Source organism: Maricaulis sp. (genome assembly GCF_034670125.1).
In the GTDB taxonomy this organism is placed as follows: domain Bacteria; phylum Pseudomonadota; class Alphaproteobacteria; order Caulobacterales; family Maricaulaceae; genus Maricaulis.
This window is the reverse complement of sequence record NZ_JAXMOC010000001.1, coordinates 126855-145674: the sequence shown is the minus strand read 5'-3', so window position 1 is coordinate 145674 and position 18820 is coordinate 126855. Positions and strand designations below refer to the sequence as shown.

General features: G+C 62.7%; 15 protein-coding genes. 11 read left to right on the top strand and 4 right to left on the bottom strand.

Going from position 1 to position 18820, the window contains the following annotated elements; translation table 11 throughout:
- Positions 1 to 8: 8 nt before the first annotated feature.
- The 4 genes from VOI18_RS00510 to VOI18_RS00495 all read left to right on the top strand — a co-directional run bounded on the left by VOI18_RS00510 (position 9) and on the right by VOI18_RS00495 (position 5310).
- Entirely contained in the window at positions 9 to 311 is a 303-nt protein-coding gene (locus VOI18_RS00510) for a DUF3467 domain-containing protein (protein ID WP_323760467.1), read from the top strand.
- A 7-nt stretch (positions 312 to 318) separates the two neighbouring features.
- On the top strand, positions 319 to 1944 hold the full coding sequence (locus tag VOI18_RS00505) for an HlyD family efflux transporter periplasmic adaptor subunit (RefSeq protein ID WP_323760466.1): 1626 nt from the start codon (positions 319 to 321) through the stop codon (positions 1942 to 1944).
- Positions 1917 to 3893 (top strand): site-2 protease family protein, encoded by a 1977-nt coding sequence (locus tag VOI18_RS00500; protein WP_323760465.1) that lies wholly within the window; start codon positions 1917 to 1919, stop codon positions 3891 to 3893. Before VOI18_RS00505 ends, VOI18_RS00500 begins: the two co-directional genes overlap by 28 nt.
- 217 nt (positions 3894 to 4110) lie before the next feature.
- A complete protein-coding gene (locus VOI18_RS00495) occupies positions 4111 to 5310 on the top strand; it encodes an NnrS family protein (protein WP_323760464.1) in 1200 nt (399 codons plus the stop codon).
- A gap of 142 nt (positions 5311 to 5452) precedes the next feature.
- Here VOI18_RS00495 and VOI18_RS00490 read toward each other — a convergent pair whose 3' ends face one another.
- From VOI18_RS00490 to VOI18_RS00475, 4 genes are all read right to left on the bottom strand, one after another.
- Positions 5453 to 5710 (bottom strand): MoaD/ThiS family protein, encoded by a 258-nt coding sequence (locus VOI18_RS00490; protein ID WP_323760438.1) that lies wholly within the window; start codon positions 5708 to 5710, stop codon positions 5453 to 5455.
- Between the two features lie 5 nt (positions 5711 to 5715).
- Positions 5716 to 6735, bottom strand: a complete 1020-nt coding sequence (gene moaA, locus VOI18_RS00485) for a GTP 3',8-cyclase MoaA (RefSeq protein ID WP_323760437.1) — start codon at positions 6733 to 6735, stop codon at positions 5716 to 5718.
- A 73-nt stretch (positions 6736 to 6808) separates the two neighbouring features.
- Positions 6809 to 7363, bottom strand: coding sequence for a molybdenum cofactor guanylyltransferase (gene mobA / locus VOI18_RS00480; protein ID WP_323760463.1), 555 nt, complete (start codon positions 7361 to 7363; stop codon positions 6809 to 6811).
- Entirely contained in the window at positions 7347 to 8045 is a 699-nt protein-coding gene (locus tag VOI18_RS00475; RefSeq protein WP_323760462.1) for a helix-turn-helix domain-containing protein, read from the bottom strand. Before VOI18_RS00475 ends, mobA begins: the two co-directional genes overlap by 17 nt.
- A gap of 252 nt (positions 8046 to 8297) precedes the next feature.
- Between VOI18_RS00475 and VOI18_RS00470 the strand changes: the two genes are divergently transcribed.
- The 7 genes from VOI18_RS00470 to VOI18_RS00440 all read left to right on the top strand — a co-directional run bounded on the left by VOI18_RS00470 (position 8298) and on the right by VOI18_RS00440 (position 18820).
- Positions 8298 to 9623 carry a nitrate/nitrite transporter gene (locus tag VOI18_RS00470; RefSeq protein WP_323760461.1) on the top strand — a complete coding sequence of 442 codons (1326 nt, stop codon included), beginning with the start codon at positions 8298 to 8300 and terminating at the stop codon, positions 9621 to 9623.
- 83 nt (positions 9624 to 9706) lie between these two features.
- Entirely contained in the window at positions 9707 to 11314 is a 1608-nt protein-coding gene (locus VOI18_RS00465; RefSeq protein ID WP_323760460.1) for an antiporter, read from the top strand.
- Positions 11315 to 11327: 13 nt separating this feature from the next.
- Positions 11328 to 15065, top strand: coding sequence for a nitrate reductase subunit alpha (locus VOI18_RS00460; RefSeq protein ID WP_323760459.1), 3738 nt, complete (start codon positions 11328 to 11330; stop codon positions 15063 to 15065).
- Entirely contained in the window at positions 15062 to 16588 is a 1527-nt protein-coding gene (gene narH, locus VOI18_RS00455) for a nitrate reductase subunit beta (protein WP_323760458.1), read from the top strand. The genes VOI18_RS00460 and narH overlap by 4 nt, the downstream gene beginning before the upstream one ends.
- Positions 16588 to 17289 (top strand): nitrate reductase molybdenum cofactor assembly chaperone, encoded by a 702-nt coding sequence (gene narJ / locus VOI18_RS00450; protein ID WP_323760457.1) that lies wholly within the window; start codon positions 16588 to 16590, stop codon positions 17287 to 17289. Before narH ends, narJ begins: the two co-directional genes overlap by 1 nt.
- Positions 17286 to 17990, top strand: coding sequence for a respiratory nitrate reductase subunit gamma (gene narI / locus VOI18_RS00445; RefSeq protein ID WP_323760456.1), 705 nt, complete (start codon positions 17286 to 17288; stop codon positions 17988 to 17990). The genes narJ and narI overlap by 4 nt, the downstream gene beginning before the upstream one ends.
- On the top strand, positions 17987 to 18820 hold the full coding sequence (locus VOI18_RS00440; RefSeq protein WP_323760455.1) for a peptidylprolyl isomerase: 834 nt from the start codon (positions 17987 to 17989) through the stop codon (positions 18818 to 18820). Before narI ends, VOI18_RS00440 begins: the two co-directional genes overlap by 4 nt.

Sequence of the window (18820 nt, the reverse complement as noted above, 5' to 3'; positions counted from 1 at the left end):
AAACAGAAATGACGGACAAGAAAGCATCAGGCACCCCGAGCGAGGTCGGTGGCATCCAGGTCAACTGGCATGATGACAAGATGGAGAGCCACTACGCCAATATCGGAACGGCGACGGCCAACCGGGAGGAGTTCTTTCTCCTGTTCGGCACCCATCAGCATTGGCGGGGCGATCTCAAGGAAACCAAGAATGTGGATGTCGATCTCGCGCACCGCATTGTGATGAGTCCGTTCGCGGCCAAGCGCCTCGCGGTCATCCTCAACCAGTCCGTGAAAGCCTACGAAGACCAGTTCGGCAAGATCGGGTCCTGATCGAGCCATGCTCGAGACGCTGTCCTGCATATTCCGATCAAGGCCGGGCGGGACGCTTGCACCGGAGCCGGTATTCGGGACCTTGCCGGATGGGATAACGTCGCTGGACGTCCCGGATTTGCCGCGTGGCCGAACAGCTGTTCGACAACTCGGCGACCGGCTTGTCATTCTGGTCCCGGAATCGGGCCAGGCGATGGTCGGGTTTGTGCTGGATGCGGTGCCACCGGCGACCAAGCTCCAGGCGACCGCCCAGCATCTTGCCGCGCTGGTGGGAGCCGCATCTGCGGTCGACGGCCCGGCTCGCCGGGATTCGGCAACAGGTTCGCCGCCGCTCGCGCTTGAACTCGCTGCTGCGCTCGGGCGAGCGCCGGCACGGCTGTCCCGTCAGCGGTTGCTGGCGATTGCCTGCGATGTCCTGACCAATTCGGGGTGGGCCGGCAAGGCGGCCATCATCATCTGTCGCCCGGGCCAGCAAGCAGCGCTGACCCTGTCGTCGATAGAGATGGAGTCCAGCCGGGATACCATCGCTGACCTCTTGCGCCGCTGGCGGTCCGACGAGGCGGTGTCGCGCCATATCAGCGTCCAGGATCTGGGCGAGGACGACCTGCTGCGGGAAGACACCATTCTCCTCCTGGATAAACTCGGCGCGACGGCCTGCCACCTGTCTCTGCCACCGCTGGAGGAAGGGGGGTTCGGTTTCCTGCTGTTTGATCCGCGGGACGGGGATCCCGAGCCGCATTGCGCCGCTGCGCGCACCATGCTGGAGCTGCGACATCCTACCCAGCGAGACTGGTCGCGTCGCCGCGTCATGATGCGGCGTGGCTGGATGGCAGCGGTCGCGGCTTTCGCCATCTTCCTGCTCCTGCCGACCGACCGGACGGTAACGGCCTCGGGCTTCACGCGGCCGCGGGACGTGCAGATTGTTTCCGTGCATTTTCCCGCCTATCTGGACGACATGGCGGTTGAGGTGGGGCAGGCGCTGGATACCGGGGCTCCGATCGCGACCCTGTCGGCGCCAGACCAGGCTGACGCGCGAGCGTCAGCACTCTACCAGCTCTCTGTTGAGGAAGCGGCCGCCAACGCGGCGCTCGCCGAGGACAATTACGGGGTCTATGTGCAGGCCCGGTCTCGCATCGCCCTCCAACAAACCCGTCTGCAACAGATTGAGACCCGCATGGAATTGCTCAACCCGGTGGCGGGACAGGGCGGACGCGTCGTGGCGGCACTCACAGCTGGAGAGCGCGGTCGTTTCTTGCCGGCGGGAACGGAAATCGCACGCATCCAGACCGGCCAGACTTATAGTTTCGAGCTCACCCTGTCGCCGTCCGATGCGGGCTTTGTTGAGACAGGTCAGACCGGCGAACTGAGTTTGCGGGGTCAGCTCGACCGGGCCTATTCCATAACGATGCTTACCCCGCCCGCCCCGGACGCGAGCGCCGAGGGGCCAGCTGGCCAGCCCGTTCTCGTGGCGTCGGCCCTGATCGAGACCGAAGGTGAGGGCGAGCTGGTGCCGGGCCTGTCCGGATTCGCCCGGATAGATACCGGGCGGAGCCTCCGCATCCTGGTTTGGTCGCGGCATGTCATTGAATTCGTCAGGATGAAAGCATGGACACTCCTGAACTGGCGAATCTGAACCAGATCGAGCTGGACGGCCCGCTGGACCAGCCAGAGCGGGGCGTGATGGCTCGCGATCTGGCAACCGGCTCGATCCTGGTCGTCCCGCGCGAGGTCGTGCGGGCAATGCTTCGCCTCAGGCACGGGGGCGGTCCGGCGGCAGATCAGGGCGAGGCGCAGTCCGGATCGGATCGGGCCAGTATCGCAAGCCTGTTGCATTCCGTGCAGTATCTTCGTCAGAGCCAACGGGCCGGCGCGGCGACATTCAACCCGCTGTTCATCCGGCTGTCGCTGTTTAGTGTAGCGCCATGGCAGCGTTATCTGACCGGGATGGCAGGGCTGCTTGTCGGCCCGGTCTATCTTTGGCTCATGGCGGTGCTCCTGCTGGCAGCGGTCTGGCTCGGCATTCAGAGCGACTGGGCCATAATCGGGGCGTTCCAGGGCATTTTTTCACCGGAGGCCCTGCTCACATTCGGCATCGCGGCGCCCTTGCTCAAGATATTCCACGAGCTGGGCCATGTGCTCGCGGCGACCCGATTCGGAACCCGCGTCGCGCAGGCGGGCGTTTTGTTCATCGCCCTGTTTCCAATCCCCTTTGTCGATTGCTCCGATGCCGATGTGTCAGCCAATCGGTTGCAGCGGGTGGTTATTAGCCTGGCCGGGCTTTTCACCGACCTGTTGCTGGGCGTGGTCATTTTCATCGCCTGGCATTTCACAACGGGTGATTTCCTGCGCTCGCTGCTGGGCAATCTGTTCGTCTATCTCACCTTGAATTCGGTGCTGTTCAACGCCAACCCGCTGGTCAAGCTGGATGGGTATTTCGCGCTGATCGACCTCGTGAGATACCGCAATCTCTCCCAGGATGGTGGCCGCGCATTCAAGGGTTTCCAGATCTGGCTGGGCACGTTCGGCCGGCGTGGGACGACCCCGGCCGGGCTGCGTGACGTCGCCATCCTGGCCTATGCGGCCCTGAGCTTTGTCTACCGGATCTACATCATCGGTTTTATCGCCTACAGCCTTCTGCCGCGATATATGGGCGTTGGAGCGGTCATGGTGGTCTGGGGGCTGGTTGCCATGTTCCTGTCACCGCTCGCGCGGTCGCCTGCCGGTCCATCAGGGGCGGGCAACCCGGACGGCAAGGCGCTTTGGGGCGTTCGCCTGGGCTTGCTCGTGGTTTTGGGACTCAGTCTGGTTCTGGTACGGGTCCCCGTCCGCCAAGACATTGATGTAACGATCGATGCGGCCGGTCACTACGCGGTGACCGTTCCTGAAACCGGTCGGCTTGGCGGCCTGGTCGGGTATGGACCGGTTGCCGAGGGCACGATCCTGGCCGAGCTCGATTTCCGGGTGTTGCGGGAGCAGCTGGCTGAACGGCAGGCCGAGCAAGCCATTGCGCTGCAAGCGCTGGATGCCGAACGCGATGGCGAACCGCTCCGGGCGGCAACTGCCCGGCAACGCCTCGGCTCGCTTCAAAACCAGGTCGACCGCCTGGAAACGCGACTGCAGGGCGAAGCCCTCACCGCAGGGGCAAGAGGGGTCTTCGTGCCTCTGACCGACCGGCAGCCCGGTGCCCAACTGGTGACCGGCGCGGCCATTGGTGCACTCTATCCGGATCAGGGTTCTTCGGTTGTGTCCGGCCGGTTTCCTGAACGATTTGTCCACTACTACCGTGAGGGCGTTCGCTCGGCCGAGTTGAGGGTTGATGGTCGCTATTACCAGCTGGACGCAAACAGTCTGGTCCTTCAGGAACGTGTCAGCATCGACGAGCAGAGCGGGCAGAGACTGTATATCCTTCAGGTGCGGGCGCCACTGTCCGCTGCCGACATGTTCAGTCTGACCGGGCATGTGCGGCTTGAGTTCCGCAGCGAGAGCCTGTGGCAAAGGCTTCTGTTCCACGCGACCGGCCTGCTCCAGAACCTGCAGGACGCCCGGCTTTCCGAGTTGGAGCGCCAGCTCGGTGCGCCTTGACGGCTTGTCGGGCGGTATCGGGCCATATTCCCATCCGCCAGGGCTCCCGGTCGATGCCGGGATGAACTCCCCGGGGCCGGCTGCGAGCCTTGCCGGGTATGGCGAGAGTCGTCTGCAGGTTCATTCCGGCAACGCCAAGCATTGACGTGCCGACCCGCGTCAACGCGCCTCATTCGCAATCTTCCGCATTCGGCTAGACTTGAAAAATATCAAGTCAATGAGGTCGCCAATGTCGGGTGATATTGATCGTGGCGCGCAACGACGGCGGGCCGCTCCCATTCTGCAAAATGCTTTCCGCCCGTTCTTTCTGGGCGGCGCTGTGTGGGCTGCGCTCCTGGTGCCTGTGTGGCTGGCAGAGTTTCTGGGATTTCCACTGCCCTTGGCCAGATTCGGAATGTCGGGCCATGCCCATGAAATGATTTTCGGGTTCCTGTCTGCCATAATTTGCGGCTTTGCGCTGACCGCGATCCCGAACTGGACCGGGCGGTCGCCGGTCGCCGGTTGGCGGCTCGGCTTGCTGTTCGGCTTGTGGGCGCTCGGCCGGGTGGCCAGCCTGGTCTTGGCAGGCCCGGTTGCCACTTTGCTTGACGTGGCGTTCCTGCTCGTGTTGACGGCGGTGGTGTTGCGCGAAATCGGCGCCGGCCGCAATTGGCGCAACCTGCCGGTTGCCGGCCTGATAGCCGGCTACGCCCTTGCCCATCTGGCCTTTCACGCGTTTTCGGCCGACCCTCTGGCGATCCGCAGCAGCCTCGCCATCGCCTGTACGCTCATTGCCTTGATCGGTGGCCGCATTGTTCCGAGTTTCACGCGAAACTGGCTGGCGGGACGGGGCGATGTGGCGGCGACAAAAGTGGCCCCGCCGATGGGGGTGTTCGACAAGGCGGCAATTGGCGTTCTGATCGTCGCTCTCTCGGGATGGGTCTTGTGGCCCGCTCACATGCTGACCGGAGGGCTCCTGGTCCTGGCCGGCTTGGCTCATGCTTGCCGGCTGTTGCGTTGGCAAGGCGCTGCCACGCTCAGCGAACCCCTCATGTGGTCCCTCCATCTGGGTTATGCGTGGCTGCCGCTCGGCCTGGTCTTGCTGGGGGCGGGCCTGGTCGTGCCGGGCTACATCGCGCCCGGTGCCGGGCTTCATGCAATCGCCGCGGGTCTCATCGGCTCGATGACTCTGGCGGTGATGACGCGGGCCAGCCTGGGGCATACCGGGCGGGAAAGGCGCGCCAATGTCGCGACATTCTGGATATACGGCCTCGTGCATCTGGGCGCCGCCCTGCGCGTCATTGCTGCCCTGCTGGCGAATGACCCGATCCTGCTCGCGGCCGGTGCCATCCTCTGGAGTGCCGCCTTCATGGTCTTTGCCGTCGCCTATGCGCCGATGATGTTCGGCGCCCGACCGGCGAAAGTCGTGGCGGCTTGACGGCCTTCCGGCAATTGCTGGCCCTGTTCCCAATACGAGGATGATGCCCCGCACCCTGGCAGGCGGCGCCGGCTCGGGCGACAGTGATGCTGATTGAAGTGCCTGACCCGGGGTGCGCCATCCCGCGTGACGCGTTTCACGATCAACCTCCGGAGAAGGGAGACATGAAGGCGATTCGGTCGCCATTGTTGAGTTTGAGCGGGGCGTTGGGCTTTATCATCCGGTCGTTGAGTGCGAGGCGGACATGGCAGGCGCGCAGGGCGTCGCTGCCCTGATGTGTTGCGGCGATGAGGTCGATCAGCTGGTCGACGGTGTGGGGCGCGTGCTCGGCCTGGATGCGGACGGCCCGGCTGCCCATCTGGTCCTGCAGCGGACCGAAGAATTCGAGTTCGAGCTGCATCGCGGTCAGCCTCCGGTTGTTGCCATGTCGCGCGGCACGGCGGCCTGTGCGCCGCGGGACACGTCGAAGTCATGACCGTGGGCCTTTTGCCGCATGGCCGTGTCGAGCATGGCGTCGAGCGCATCCGGTCCGCCGCTGCGCAGGGCCTCGCGCAGGTCGACGGCGCCGTTGCGACCCAGACACATGTAGAGCTTGCCGGTGCAGGTCAGCCGGACGCGGTTGCAGGTGTCACAGAAGTTTCCGGTCAGGGGTGAGATGAAGCCGAGCCGTCCGCCGGTCTGCCCGACCCGGACATAGCGGGCCGGGCCGCCGGTATTGTCGGGCAGGTCGGTGAGCGTCCACCGCGTCTCGAAGGTCTCGCGAAGCCGGGCCAGGGACAGGAACTGGTCGGCCCGGTCGACCCCGACCTCGCCGATCGGCATCACCTCGATCAGGGTGACGTCATGACCTTCACCATGTGCCCATTCGATCAGCGCGGGGAGTTGCCGGTCATTGACGCCCTGCATGGCGACCGCGTTGAGCTTGACCTTGAGGCCGGCGTCCTTGGCGGCCCGGATGCCGGCCAGTGTCTGTTCCAGCCGGCCGCCGCGGGTGAGGGTGGAGAAGGTCTGCGGATCAAGCGTGTCCAGGGAGATGTTGACCCGCCGGATGCCGGCATCGGCCAGGGCCGGGGCATAGCGTGGCAACTGGGTCGCATTGGTGGTCAGGCAGAGCTCTTCCAGCCCGGACCTGCCGATGCGGGCGCCAAGCGTGTCGATCAGGCTCAAGATGTCCTTGCGGACCAGGGGTTCCCCGCCGGTCAGGCGGATCTTGGTCACACCGCGGGCGATGAAGCTGTCGCACACCGACGTCAGCTCCTCGAGCGACAACAGGTCCGCCTTGGGCAGGAAGGTCGGCTTGGCCTTCATGCAGTAGACACACCGCAGGTCGCAGCGATCGGTGACCGACAGGCGCAGATAGGTGATCTGCCGGCCGAACGTATCGACGAGCGGCGCGCGCTGGAAGGTCATGTCGGGCCGGTCCATCCGGGCCTCCTGGTCACTCTGGCTTGACAATTATCATGCCGTGACGCCGCCGCAAGTGACGTCTCGTCGCATGTCAGACCCGCTTGCCCAAAGACGCAAGGTCCGACGGCGCATTCAGATTGATAAAGTCACCACACCGACCCGAATCCACCGCCAGCCATTCGGTCCCGAGAGCCGCAAGCAGGCTGCGCACCGAGGCCGCATTGCTGCGTGCCGGCATGGCACCTTCGGACGTGATGAAGGCGGGTAGTGGATATCCCGTCCAGGCGAGGCAGCGGGCCGTGCTTGGGAGCAGCAAGGGGGTCAGCGTTCCGACATCCAGTCCGGGCATGTCGACAGGGATCACGAGAATGCCGAGCTGGTCGGTCGAGCGCGCCAGTTCCAAAGCGTCATAAATGGCCTGGCCGGGGCCTTCACCGGGCCGGCTGTCGGGCAGGCCGGCCGGGTGGCCGGGGCGCCCGCTGATGCGGATTGACCCGCAGCCAGCCGACGCGAGCAGGGTACAGGCCCGGTCCAGCAGGGTCTCACCATCGATCTCGAGCATGGCCTTGTCACGTCCCATGCGACGGGACTGTCCGCCGGCCAGGACAATGCCTGTTATGCCCGACGCGTCAGCTGCGCGGGTCATCGATCAGCGGATTGGGTTTGCAGAAGCGGGCCAGGGCGTCGCGGTCGTCAATCTCGACGCGTGCACCATCCATGATGATGCCGTGTGCCTGCAGCGCACCGAAGGCGCGGGACAGGTTCTCCGGCGTCATCCCGAGGATGGAGGCGAGGTTCTTCTTGCCGTAGGGCAGGGTCACCACCCGCTCCCGGCCGGTTTTGTCATGGAGCCGGAGCAGATAATTGCCAACGCGCTCGACCGCGGTCCGCAATTTGAGGTTCTTCATCGACTTCACCACCGAGCGATAGCAAGTGGCCAATTCGGTCACGATGGCCCGGGCGAACTCCGGATCATCCTCGAACACGGCCCGCACATTCTGCGACGGGATCAAGAGCAGGGCGCACGCTGTGGCGGTTCGGGCCGACATCAGGAAAGGCAGGTCCTTGATGGTCGCCGCGAGGATGAAGGTCGAGACCGGTGACACGATGGCCATAGATGTTTCGCGACCATGGCTGGAGGAAAACAGCTCAACGCTGCCCTCCATCACCAGATAGAGAAAGTCTGCCGGATCGCCTTCTCGGATCAGGTCAACATGTGGCGGGATTCGTTGCGCATAGGCGGCGCGCATCAGCTTGTCGAATTGATGCTCTTCCATTTTTGAGAACAGCGGCAGTTTGCGAATGGTTTCGCGGTCCTCATCGCGCATGGGGTCTCCGATCGATGCACCAACGGGCAGGTTGGCCCCGACCTACACGCATCCTTGATCTGCATCAAGGTTTGAATTGACTTCAAGTAATAACCCCCTTTAGCTCAATCAAGACCAAAGTTGACCTCTGGCTTTTTCTTGCTTGCGCGTGCGGTCGATTGACGCGCGACAAGTGTTCCGGTTCTTCCTGATAGTACAGTTTGCTATCAATCTGCATCGCTTCCGGATCGGAAGTAGACACAGGAGGGCGGCATGCATGTGCTTGACGGGGTGACAAAGGGCCAACAGACGCAGGCGCTGGGGATGAGTACCCTGGCCTTCACGACCTGCTTTGCGGTCTGGACCATATTCTCGATCATCGGGATCCGGATCAAACAGGAACTCGGCCTGTCCGAGACGCAGTTCGGTCTGCTGGTTGCAACGCCTGTCCTGACGGGGTCCATCAGTCGCATCTTTCTCGGCATCCTGACCGAAAAGGTCGGCGGCCGAATCATGTTTCCGATCCAGATGGTGACAACCGCGATCGCCGCCTTCCTGCTTTCAATGGCGGACAGCTATCCGCTCTTTCTGCTGGCCGCGCTGGGCGTTGGCCTGGCCGGTGGCTCCTTCATCATCGGCATTGCCTATGTGTCGCGCTGGTATGACGCGAAATCCCAGGGCACGGCTTTGGGCATTTTCGGTGTCGGCAACATGGGCGCAGCGGTGACCAATTTTGGCGCGCCCTTCCTTGTCGTGGCCTTTGGCTGGCAGCAGACTGCACAGATTTATGCCGGTGTCCTTCTGGTCATGGCGCTGATCTTCTGGGTCTTTACCAAGGACGACCCGGTGCTGGTGGCTCAACGCGAATCCGGTACGCGTCCACCATCGGCCCTGATGCAGCTCGAGCCACTCAAGGATCCCCAGGTCTGGCGCTTCGCGACCTACTACTTCTTTGTCTTCGGCGCCTTTGTGGCGCTCGCCTCCTGGCTGCCGCGCTACTATGTCGGCGCCTACGGGCTCGACCTGCAGACCGCGGGCATGCTGGCGGCCGCCTACTCCCTTCCCGCTTCGATCTTCCGGGCGCTGGGCGGCTGGATGTCGGACAAGTGGGGCGCCCGCTTCGTCATGTACCTCACCTTCATCGTCTCGCTGATCTGCCTGTTCATCCTGAGCTATCCGGACACCCGTTACATCGTCAGCGGTATCAATGGCCCGATTGAATTCAGCTTCGGGATCGGCGTGCCGCTGTTCGCGACGCTGGCCTGTGGCCTCGGCTTCGTGATGTCGCTCGGCAAGGCCGCCGTCTACAAACACATTCCGGTCTACTACCCGCACCATGTCGGCGCAGTCGGTGGCCTGGTCGGCATGATCGGTGGCCTCGGTGGTTTCATCCTGCCGATCAGCTTCGGCGTCATGAATGACCTGACCGGCGTCTGGACCAGCTGCTTCATGCTGATGTTCATCATCGTGCTCGTCTCGACGATCTGGATGCACGTGGCCATCCGCCGGATGGAACGACGCAAATTCCCGGATCTCAAAGCCGATACGCATCTCAGTGACGTCCCGGACCTCCCCCACCCGGCGCCGGCGGCGCGCTGATATCGCCGCGGCGGCGACGGTCGGATCCCCTCCGGTCCCGACCTTCGTCGCCGCAGTCGACCCAATAAAAGGAAATGCCGACAATGGCCAAGGATCTCAAAGACTGGAACCCGGAAGACGCCGGCCAATGGGAGGGCGGTGGCAAGGCTATCGCCAACCGCAATCTGTGGATTTCCATCCCGGCCCTGCTGTGCGGCTTCGCGGTGTGGCTGTACTGGGGCATCATCACGGTTCAGATGATCAATCTGAACTACGGTTTCAGCCAGGCTGAACTGTTCACCCTGACAGCGATCGCCGGCCTGTCCGGCGCGACCTTGCGGATCCCGTCGACCTTCTTCATCCGGCTGGCGGGCGGGCGCAACACGATCTTCCTGACCACCGCCTTGCTGCTGCTCCCGGCGACCGGAACAGCGATCATCCTGCAAAACCCCGAGGCCCCCTTGTGGCAGTTCCAGCTGATGGCGCTCCTGTCGGGTTTCGGGGGCGGCAACTTCGCCAGCTCCATGTCCAATATCAGCTTCTTCTTTCCCAAGAAGGTCCAGGGCTATTCCCTGGGCATGAATGCCGGGCTCGGCAATTTCGGCGTCACCACCATGCAGATCCTGATCCCGCTGGTGATGACCGTCGGGGTGTTCGGCGGGACGTCCATGATCCTGGAGAATACGTCCGGCACGTTGATCGGCCGCATCCCGGCCGGCACGGAAACCTTTCTTCACAATGCCGGCTTCATCTGGGTGGTCATATTGATCCCGGTCGTGATCGCGACCTGGTTCGGCATGAACAATATCCGTGACGAACATGTCTCGCCCGATATCGGTTCCCCCTTCGCGGCATTCGGCAAGATTCTCGGCATGTTGCTGATCGGGCTGCTGACCGCGGCGGCGGGCCTGTGGCTGATGCTGCCGGAAACCGCTGGCGGCTCGGGCTGGGGCATTTCCAAGTGGCTGGTTCTGCCGCTGGTGATCGCAGCAACAGTGTACGCCCTGAAGGCGATCCCAGGAGCGATCCGCAAGAGCCTCGACCGCCAGTACAAGATCTTCCGCAACAAACACACCTGGGCGATGACCGTCATCTATACGATGACGTTCGGGTCCTTCATCGGCTTTGCCGCGGCCTTCGGCCTCGCGATCAAGGTCATCTTCGGGTTTCAGCACCTCGAGGTTGACGGTGCAATGACCCACGACCTGGTCAACCCGAACGGTCCAAGTGCGCTGATGTTTGCCTGGACAGGTCCCTTCATCGGCGCCCTGATCCGGCCGATTGGCGGCAAGCTGGCGGACAAGTTCGGCGGTGCGCTGGTGACCCAGATCATCTCGGTGGTCATGGTCATCTGCGCGCTCGGCGTCGCCTGGTTCATGAAAGAGGCCTACGCCTCGGCCACGCCGGAAGTGTTCTTCACGCCCTTCCTGATCCTGTTCCTGGTGTTGTTCGCCGCGACGGGTATCGGCAACGGCTCGACCTTCCGCACCATCGCGGTGGTGTTCGACCGTGAGCAGGCGGGGCCGGTCCTCGGCTGGACCTCGGCGGTGGCGGCCTATGGCGCCTTCATCATCCCGCAGGTCTTCGGCGAGCAGATCCGGGCGACGACGCCGGAATACGCGCTGATCGGTTTCGCCATCTTCTATGCCGTCTGCATCGCCATCAATTGGTGGTTCTACCTGCGCCCCGGCGCTGACGTGAAAAACCCGTAAAGGAAACAGAGATATGAGCCATCTTCTCGACCGCCTCACATTCTTTGCACGCAAGCCTGAAGCGTTTTCAGACGGGCATGGCATCACCACGACCGAAGACCGCAAGTGGGAGGACTCCTATCGCAAGCGCTGGCAGCACGACAAGATCGTGCGCTCGACCCATGGTGTGAACTGCACCGGGTCGTGCAGCTGGAAGATCTACGTCAAGGGCGGGTTGGTGACCTGGGAAACCCAGCAGACCGATTACCCACGCACCCGTCCCGATCTGCCCAATCACGAACCACGCGGCTGTTCACGCGGGGCCAGCTATTCCTGGTACATGTATTCGGGCAATCGCCTGAAATACCCGCTGATCCGGGCTCGCCTGCTGAAGGCGTGGCGCAAGGCCCGCGAGACCCTGACCCCGATGGCCGCCTGGCGGTCGATCCAGGCCGATGAGGCGGTTCGCAAGTCCTATGTGTCCAAGCGCGGCGCCGGCGGCATGGTCCGTGGCGACTGGGATGAGGTCAACGAGATCATTGCTGCCGCCAACGCCTATACCGCCAAGGAATACGGCCCCGACCGGGTGTTTGGCTTTTCGCCCATTCCGGCCATGTCGATGGTCTCCTACGCGGCGGGCTCGCGTTACCTGTCGCTGCTCGGCGGTGTCTGCATGTCGTTCTACGACTGGTATTGCGACCTCCCGCCGGCCAGCCCGCAAACCTGGGGCGAGCAGACCGATGTCCCGGAGTCAGCCGACTGGTACAATGCTGGCTTCCTGTTGATCTGGGGTTCCAATGTCCCGCAGACGCGGACACCGGACGCGCACTTCTATACCGAGGCACGCTATCGCGGCACCAAGAGCGCTGTAATCTGCCCGGACTATTCGGAAGCCTCGAAATTCGGCGATATCTGGCTCAACCCCAAACAGGGAACCGACGCAGCCCTGGCCCTGGCCATGGGTCATGTGATCCTGCGCGAATACCATCTCGACCGCCAGGCGGAGTATTTCGAGAGTTATGCCCGCGAGAACACCGACATGCCCAACCTGGTCCGGTTGGAAAAGAAGGATGGTCGCTACGTTCCGGGACGGCTGCTTCGGGCCTCGGACTTCGCCGACAATCTCGGTGAGGACAACAATCCTGACTGGAAGACGATCGCCTATGATCGCAAATCGGCAAGCTATGTGGCGCCGCTCGGCTCGATCGGCTTTCGGTGGGGCGAAAAGGGCAAGTGGAATCTCGAACAACGCGCCGGCAAGGGCGATCCGGTCGAGCTGGAATTGTCCTTCATCCTCGATGACCGGCATGACGAGCAGGTCGAGGTCGGTTTCCCGTATTTCGGCAACAAGCACCACGACCATTTCGCCGGAACGGACCATCCCGACGTCCTGTCGCGAAAACTTCCTGCGCGCCGTGTGACGCTGAAAGACGGCGACGCGCTTGTGGTCACCGTATTCGATCTGATGTGCGCAAATTACGGTCTCGATCGCGGCCTTGGCGGTGATGATGTGGCCCGTGATTATGACGACATGGCGCCGTACACGCCGGCTTGGGCCGAAGCCATCACCGGCGTGGATCGCAAGAAGATCATCGCCACGGCGCGGGCCTTTGCCACCAATGCCGAGAAGACGAATGGCAAGTCGATGGTCATTCTCGGTGCCGGTCTGAACCACTGGTATCACATGGACATGAACTATCGGGGGATCATCAATCTCCTGGTCATGTGCGGCTGTATCGGCCAGTCCGGAGGCGGCTGGGCCCATTATGTCGGACAGGAGAAACTGCGTCCGCAAACCGGCTGGCAGCCGCTTGCCTTCGCGCTCGACTGGAACCGCCCGCCGCGCCACCAGAACTCCACCTCGGCCTGGTACGCGCATACCGGACAATGGCGCTACGAGACGCTTTCGGTCGATGAAATCCTGTCCCCGACGGCGCCCGAGGGCGACTGGTCCGGTTCGATGATCGACTGGAATGTCCGGGCTGAACGGATGGGCTGGCTGCCCTCTGCACCGCAATTGCAGACCAACCCGCTGGACCTGTCCCGCGCGGCTGCCGAGGCCGGCGTCGATGCCAAGGCGTATGTGCTCGACGGCCTGAAGTCCGGTGATGTGAAACTGTCGTGCGGCGATCCGGACAACCCGGCCAACTGGCCGCGCAATCTCTTTGTCTGGCGCTCCAACCTGCTTGGCTCTTCGGGCAAGGGGCACGAGTATTTCCTCAAGCATCTGGTGGGCGCAAGCCACGGCGTGCTGGGCGATGAGGCCGGGCCGGACATGCGACCCGATGAGGTCGAGTGGGTCGAGAATTGCCCGGAGGGCAAGCTGGACCTGCTGGTCACCATCGACTTCCGCATGTCCACGACCTGCGTCTACTCCGACATCGTGCTGCCCACGGCGACCTGGTACGAGAAAAACGATCTCAACACTTCGGACATGCACCCCTTCATCCACCCGCTGACGGCGGCGACGGATCCAGCCTGGGAAGCGCGCAGTGACTGGGACATTTTCAAGGGTCTCGCGAAAAAACTGTCGGAGATCGCACCGGAAGAACTGGGCGTGGAGACGGATGTCGTCCTGACCCCGATCCTGCATGACACGCCCGGCGAAATCGCCCAGCCCTTCGATGTGAAGGACTGGACCAAGGGTGAAATCGAGGCCATCCCCGGCAAGACGATGCCGCAAATCACCGTCGTCGAACGGGATTATGCCAACCTCTACAAGAAGTTCACCTCTCTTGGCCCGCTCCTCGACACGCTCGGGAATGGCGGCAAGGGTATCGGCTGGAACACCGAGGACGAGGTCGAGCATCTGGCAGCGCTGAACGGCGTTGTGCGCGAGGGCGGCGTTTCCAAGGGGCGGCCGAAGATCGAGACGGCCATTGATGCCGCCGAGGTCATCCTCATGCTCGCGCCGGAAACCAATGGCGAGGTCGCGGTCAAGGCGTGGGATGCCCTGTCCCAGAACACCGGCCGGGATCACACCCACCTGGCCATTCCGAAGGAAGACGAAAAGATCCGCTTCCGGGATGTGGTCGCCCAGCCGCGCAAGATCATTTCCTCGCCGACCTGGTCCGGCATCGAGAGCGAAGACGTCTGCTACAATGCCGGATACACGAATGTGCACGAGCGCATTCCGTGGCGCACGCTGACGGGTCGCCAACAGCTCTACCAGGACCACAAGTGGATGCTCGCCTTTGGTGAGGGCCTGTGTGTCTACCGGCCGCCAATCGATACCGCGACCGTGGCGCCAGTGATCAATTCCAAGCCCAATGGCAACCAGCAGATCGTGCTGAATTTCATCACGCCGCACCAGAAGTGGGGAATCCACTCCACCTACACCGACAACCTGCTGATGCTCACACTCTCGCGCGGTGGCCCGATTGTCTGGCTGTCCGAGGAGGACGCGGCTTCGGTTGGTATTGTCGATAATGACTGGGTCGAGGCCTACAACACTAACGGGGCCCTGGTCGCCCGGGCTGTGGTCTCTCAGCGGATCAAGTCGGGCACGTTGTTCATGTATCACGCCCAGGAAAAGATCGTGAATGTTCCGGGTTCGGAACTGACCGGTCAGCGGGGTGGCATCCACAACTCGGTCACCCGGACAACGCTCAAGCCGACCCACATGATTGGCGGCTATGCCCAGCAATCCTACGGATTCAACTATTACGGCACGGTTGGTTCCAACCGCGACGAGTTCGTCATTGTTCGCAAGATGGACAAGGTCGATTGGCTCGAAGGCCCTGCCGGTGATGAAATGGAGGCAGCAGAATGAAAATTCGTGCGCAAATCGGCAAAGTCCTCAACCTGGACAAGTGCATCGGCTGCCACACCTGCTCCGTGACTTGCAAGAATGTCTGGACCAGCCGCGAGGGCGTTGAATACGCTTGGTTCAACAATGTCGAGACAAAGCCGGGTGTTGGCTATCCCAAGGATTGGGAGAACCAGGGCCGCTGGAATGGCGGTTGGAAGCGCTCCGGCAATGGTTCCCTGCATCCGAAAATGGGGTCCAAATGGCGGGTGCTGGCGAAGATATTCGCCAATCCCGACCTGCCTCAAATCGACGACTACTACGAGCCGTTCACCTTCGACTATGGCCATCTGCAATCGGCCAAGGAATCCAAGGCCTTTCCGACCGCCCGTCCGCGCTCACTGATCACCGGCGAGCGGATGGAGAAGATCGAATGGGGTCCCAACTGGGAGGAAATTCTCGGCGGCGAGTTTTCCAAGCGGTCCGAGGACTACAATTTCGAAGGCATCCAGAAGGAGATCTACGGCGAGTTCGAGAACACCTTCATGATGTATCTGCCGCGCCTGTGTGAGCATTGCCTCAATCCGACCTGCGCGGCGGCCTGCCCGTCCGGTGCGATCTACAAGCGGGAGGAAGACGGCATCGTCCTGATCGACCAGGAAAAGTGCCGCGGCTGGCGCATGTGCGTGTCGGGCTGTCCGTACAAGAAAATCTACTACAACTGGTCGAGCGGAAAATCGGAGAAATGTACCTTCTGCTATCCGCGTATCGAGGCGGGTCAGCCGACCGTCTGTTCGGAAACCTGTGTCGGCCGGATCCGGTATCTCGGTGTGATGCTTTACGATGCTGATCGCATCGAGGAAGCCGCGTCGATGGAAGATGAGAAGGACCTGTATCAGGCCCAGCTCGATATCTTCCTTGATCCCCATGATCCGGAAATCCAGGCACAGGCGCGCCGCGACGGTGTGCCGGAAGCCTGGCTCGAAGCGGCCAAACAATCGCCCGTCTACAAGATGGCGATCGACTGGAAGGTCGCATTCCCGCTTCACCCGGAATACCGGACCTTGCCCATGGTCTGGTACGTGCCGCCCCTGTCGCCAATCAAGAACGCCGCTGAGTCCGGCGCGCTCGAGACGGATGGCGAGATGCCGGATGTCCGCTCCTTGCGCATCCCCCTTCGCTATCTGGCCAACCTGCTGACGGCCGGGGATGAGGCGCCGGTCGCGCTGGGTCTCGAACGCATGCTCGCCATGCGGGCCTATATGCGGTCGAAAACGGTTGAAGGCGTGATCGATGCCTCGATCGCCGAGCGGGTCGGTCTCACCGAGGACCTGATCGAGGACATGTACGAGATCATGGCGATCGCCAATTACGAGGACCGTTTTGTCATTCCGACCTCGCATCGCGAAGAGGCGGAGGAAGCCTTCGACATCCGCGGTGAGTGCGGCTTCAGCTTCGGCAATGGCTGCTCGGACGGGCAGAGCAAGGCCTCGCTGTTCGGAAGTCCGCGACGGCGCGCCCAGGTTACCCCGATGGAGAAAAGCTGATGACCCTGTCTTTCAAGGTATATGCCGCCCTGCTCAGCTATCCGACCGAGGATATCCGGGCCTCCGCCTCCCGGTTCGCGGGTGTTCTGGAGGAGGAGAACCTCATCGCACCGGAAGACCGAAGCGGGGTCGGGCAACTGATAGATGAGCTTGGCGCGCGGGACCTTTTTGAGCTTCAGGCACGCTATGTTGACCTGTTCGACCGGTCCCGGGCGCTGTCGCTTCACCTGTTCGAGCACGTTCATGGTGAAAGCCGGGATCGCGGACAAGCCATGGTCGATCTGAAGGCCCTGTACGAGAGCAACGGGTTGGAGATCACCGCTAGCGAGCTGCCGGACTTCCTGCCGCTCTTTCTCGAATACCTGTCGCAAAGGCCGCTTGATGAGGCCCGGGCCCTGCTGGGCGAAACGGCGCATGTCCTTGATGCGCTGGCCGAGCGCCTGGGCAAGCGCGAAAGCGTTTATCAGGCCGTATTGCTCGACCTGGCCCGGATCGCCGACCGACCCGCCGAAGTCGAGAAATCCGTTGTCGAGACGCCAGCCGAGGATCCGCAGACCCTCGAGGCCATCGATCAGGCCTGGGAAGAGGAACAGGTCCGCTTTGGACCCGACCCGTCGGCGGGGTGTCCGGTTGCCGAAAACATGCTCACCAAGATGGCGGTTCCGGCCGCCGCCGATTCTGATGAAGGACGCCGGCCATGAGTGATATTCTCAACTCCGCCCTGTTTGGCATCTATCCCTATATCGCCCTTGCCGTCCTCGTGGTCGGGTCGATCATCCGCTACGACCGTGAGCCCTATTCATGGCGGGCCGGCTCGAGCCAGCTGTTGCGGCGCCGCCAGTTGGTTCTCGGCTCGATCCTGTTTCATGTCGGCGTTCTCGTGATCTTCTTCGGTCACTTGGTCGGCCTGCTGACCCCGATCGGCATCTTTGATGCGCTGGGGATCAGTCACGGGGCCAAACAGCTTCTCGCTGTCATCGCCGGCGGCGTCGCCGGGGTCATGGCGCTGATCGGCGCGAGCCTGTTGCTCCACCGGCGCCTTTTCGATGCCCGGATCCGCTCCACGACCAGTTTTTCGGACATGGCCATCCTGTTGATGCTGTACGCCCAGTTGCTACTGGGTGTCGGTTCGATCGCGGTCTCGATGCAGCACCTTGATGGTCACGAGATGACCAAGTTCATGAGTTGGGCGCAGGGCATTTTCACCTTCCAGCCTGGCGTCGCGGCCCATGTCGCGGATGTCCACTGGATCTTCAAGGCGCACCTGGCATTGGGCCTGACCATCTTCCTGGTCTTCCCGTTCACGCGCCTGGTTCACATGTTCAGCGCGCCGGTCCGCTACATCTTCCGCCAGGGCTACCAGGTGGTTCGCCGGAAGCCGAAGAAGGGAGAGGCAAGATGACCACCAGCACCCTGATTTCAAAGCCCGCGGAAGCGGCCATTCCGGTCCGCGTCAATGGTGTCGAAATTTCCGCCGAGGCCATTGCGGCTGAAGCCCAGCACCACCCGGCCAAACGCCCGGAGGTCGCTTGGCAGGCGGCCACTCGTGCCCTCGCCATTCGGGAAGCCCTGCTGCAGCGTGCCCGCGCCCTCGACCTGACCGCCGAGCCGCTGACGGACTCGGACGGACGGGCGGAAGCGCCGGACGATGCCTTGATCCGGGTTATGCTGGATACAGAGGTCCGGACGCCGGAGCCGGACGAGGCCTCCTGTCGCCGCTACTACGACAACAACCGCGAAAAACTGCGCGCTCCGGACCTCTATGAGCCGGCTCACATCCTGTTGCAGGCGGATCGTCGCGACCAGGCGGCGTTTGAACGGGCCCTGACCGAGGCCCGGACACTCCTGGAAACCCTGTGCGACAAGCCTGATCTGTTCGACCGCATGGCCCGCGACCGGTCGGATTGTGCCTCGGCGACCGAAGGCGGTCGTCTGGGTCAGGTGATGCGCGGCCAGACCACGCCAGCGTTTGAAGAAGTGCTGGCGCAAATGCAGCCCGGCGCGATCCATCCGGAGCCGGTTGAAACGCCCTATGGCGTGCACATCATCCGGCTCGATCATGCCGTGCGGGGCGAGATTCCCGAGTTCGATCAGGCGCGGCCTCTGGTCGAGGAATTCCTGCGCGACGCCAGTTGGCGCCGGGCTGTGTCCCAGTTCATTTCGCTGGTCATCGGGGATGCCGAAATCTCCGGGGTCGACCTCAAAGGGGCTCAATCCCCACTTGTTCAATAG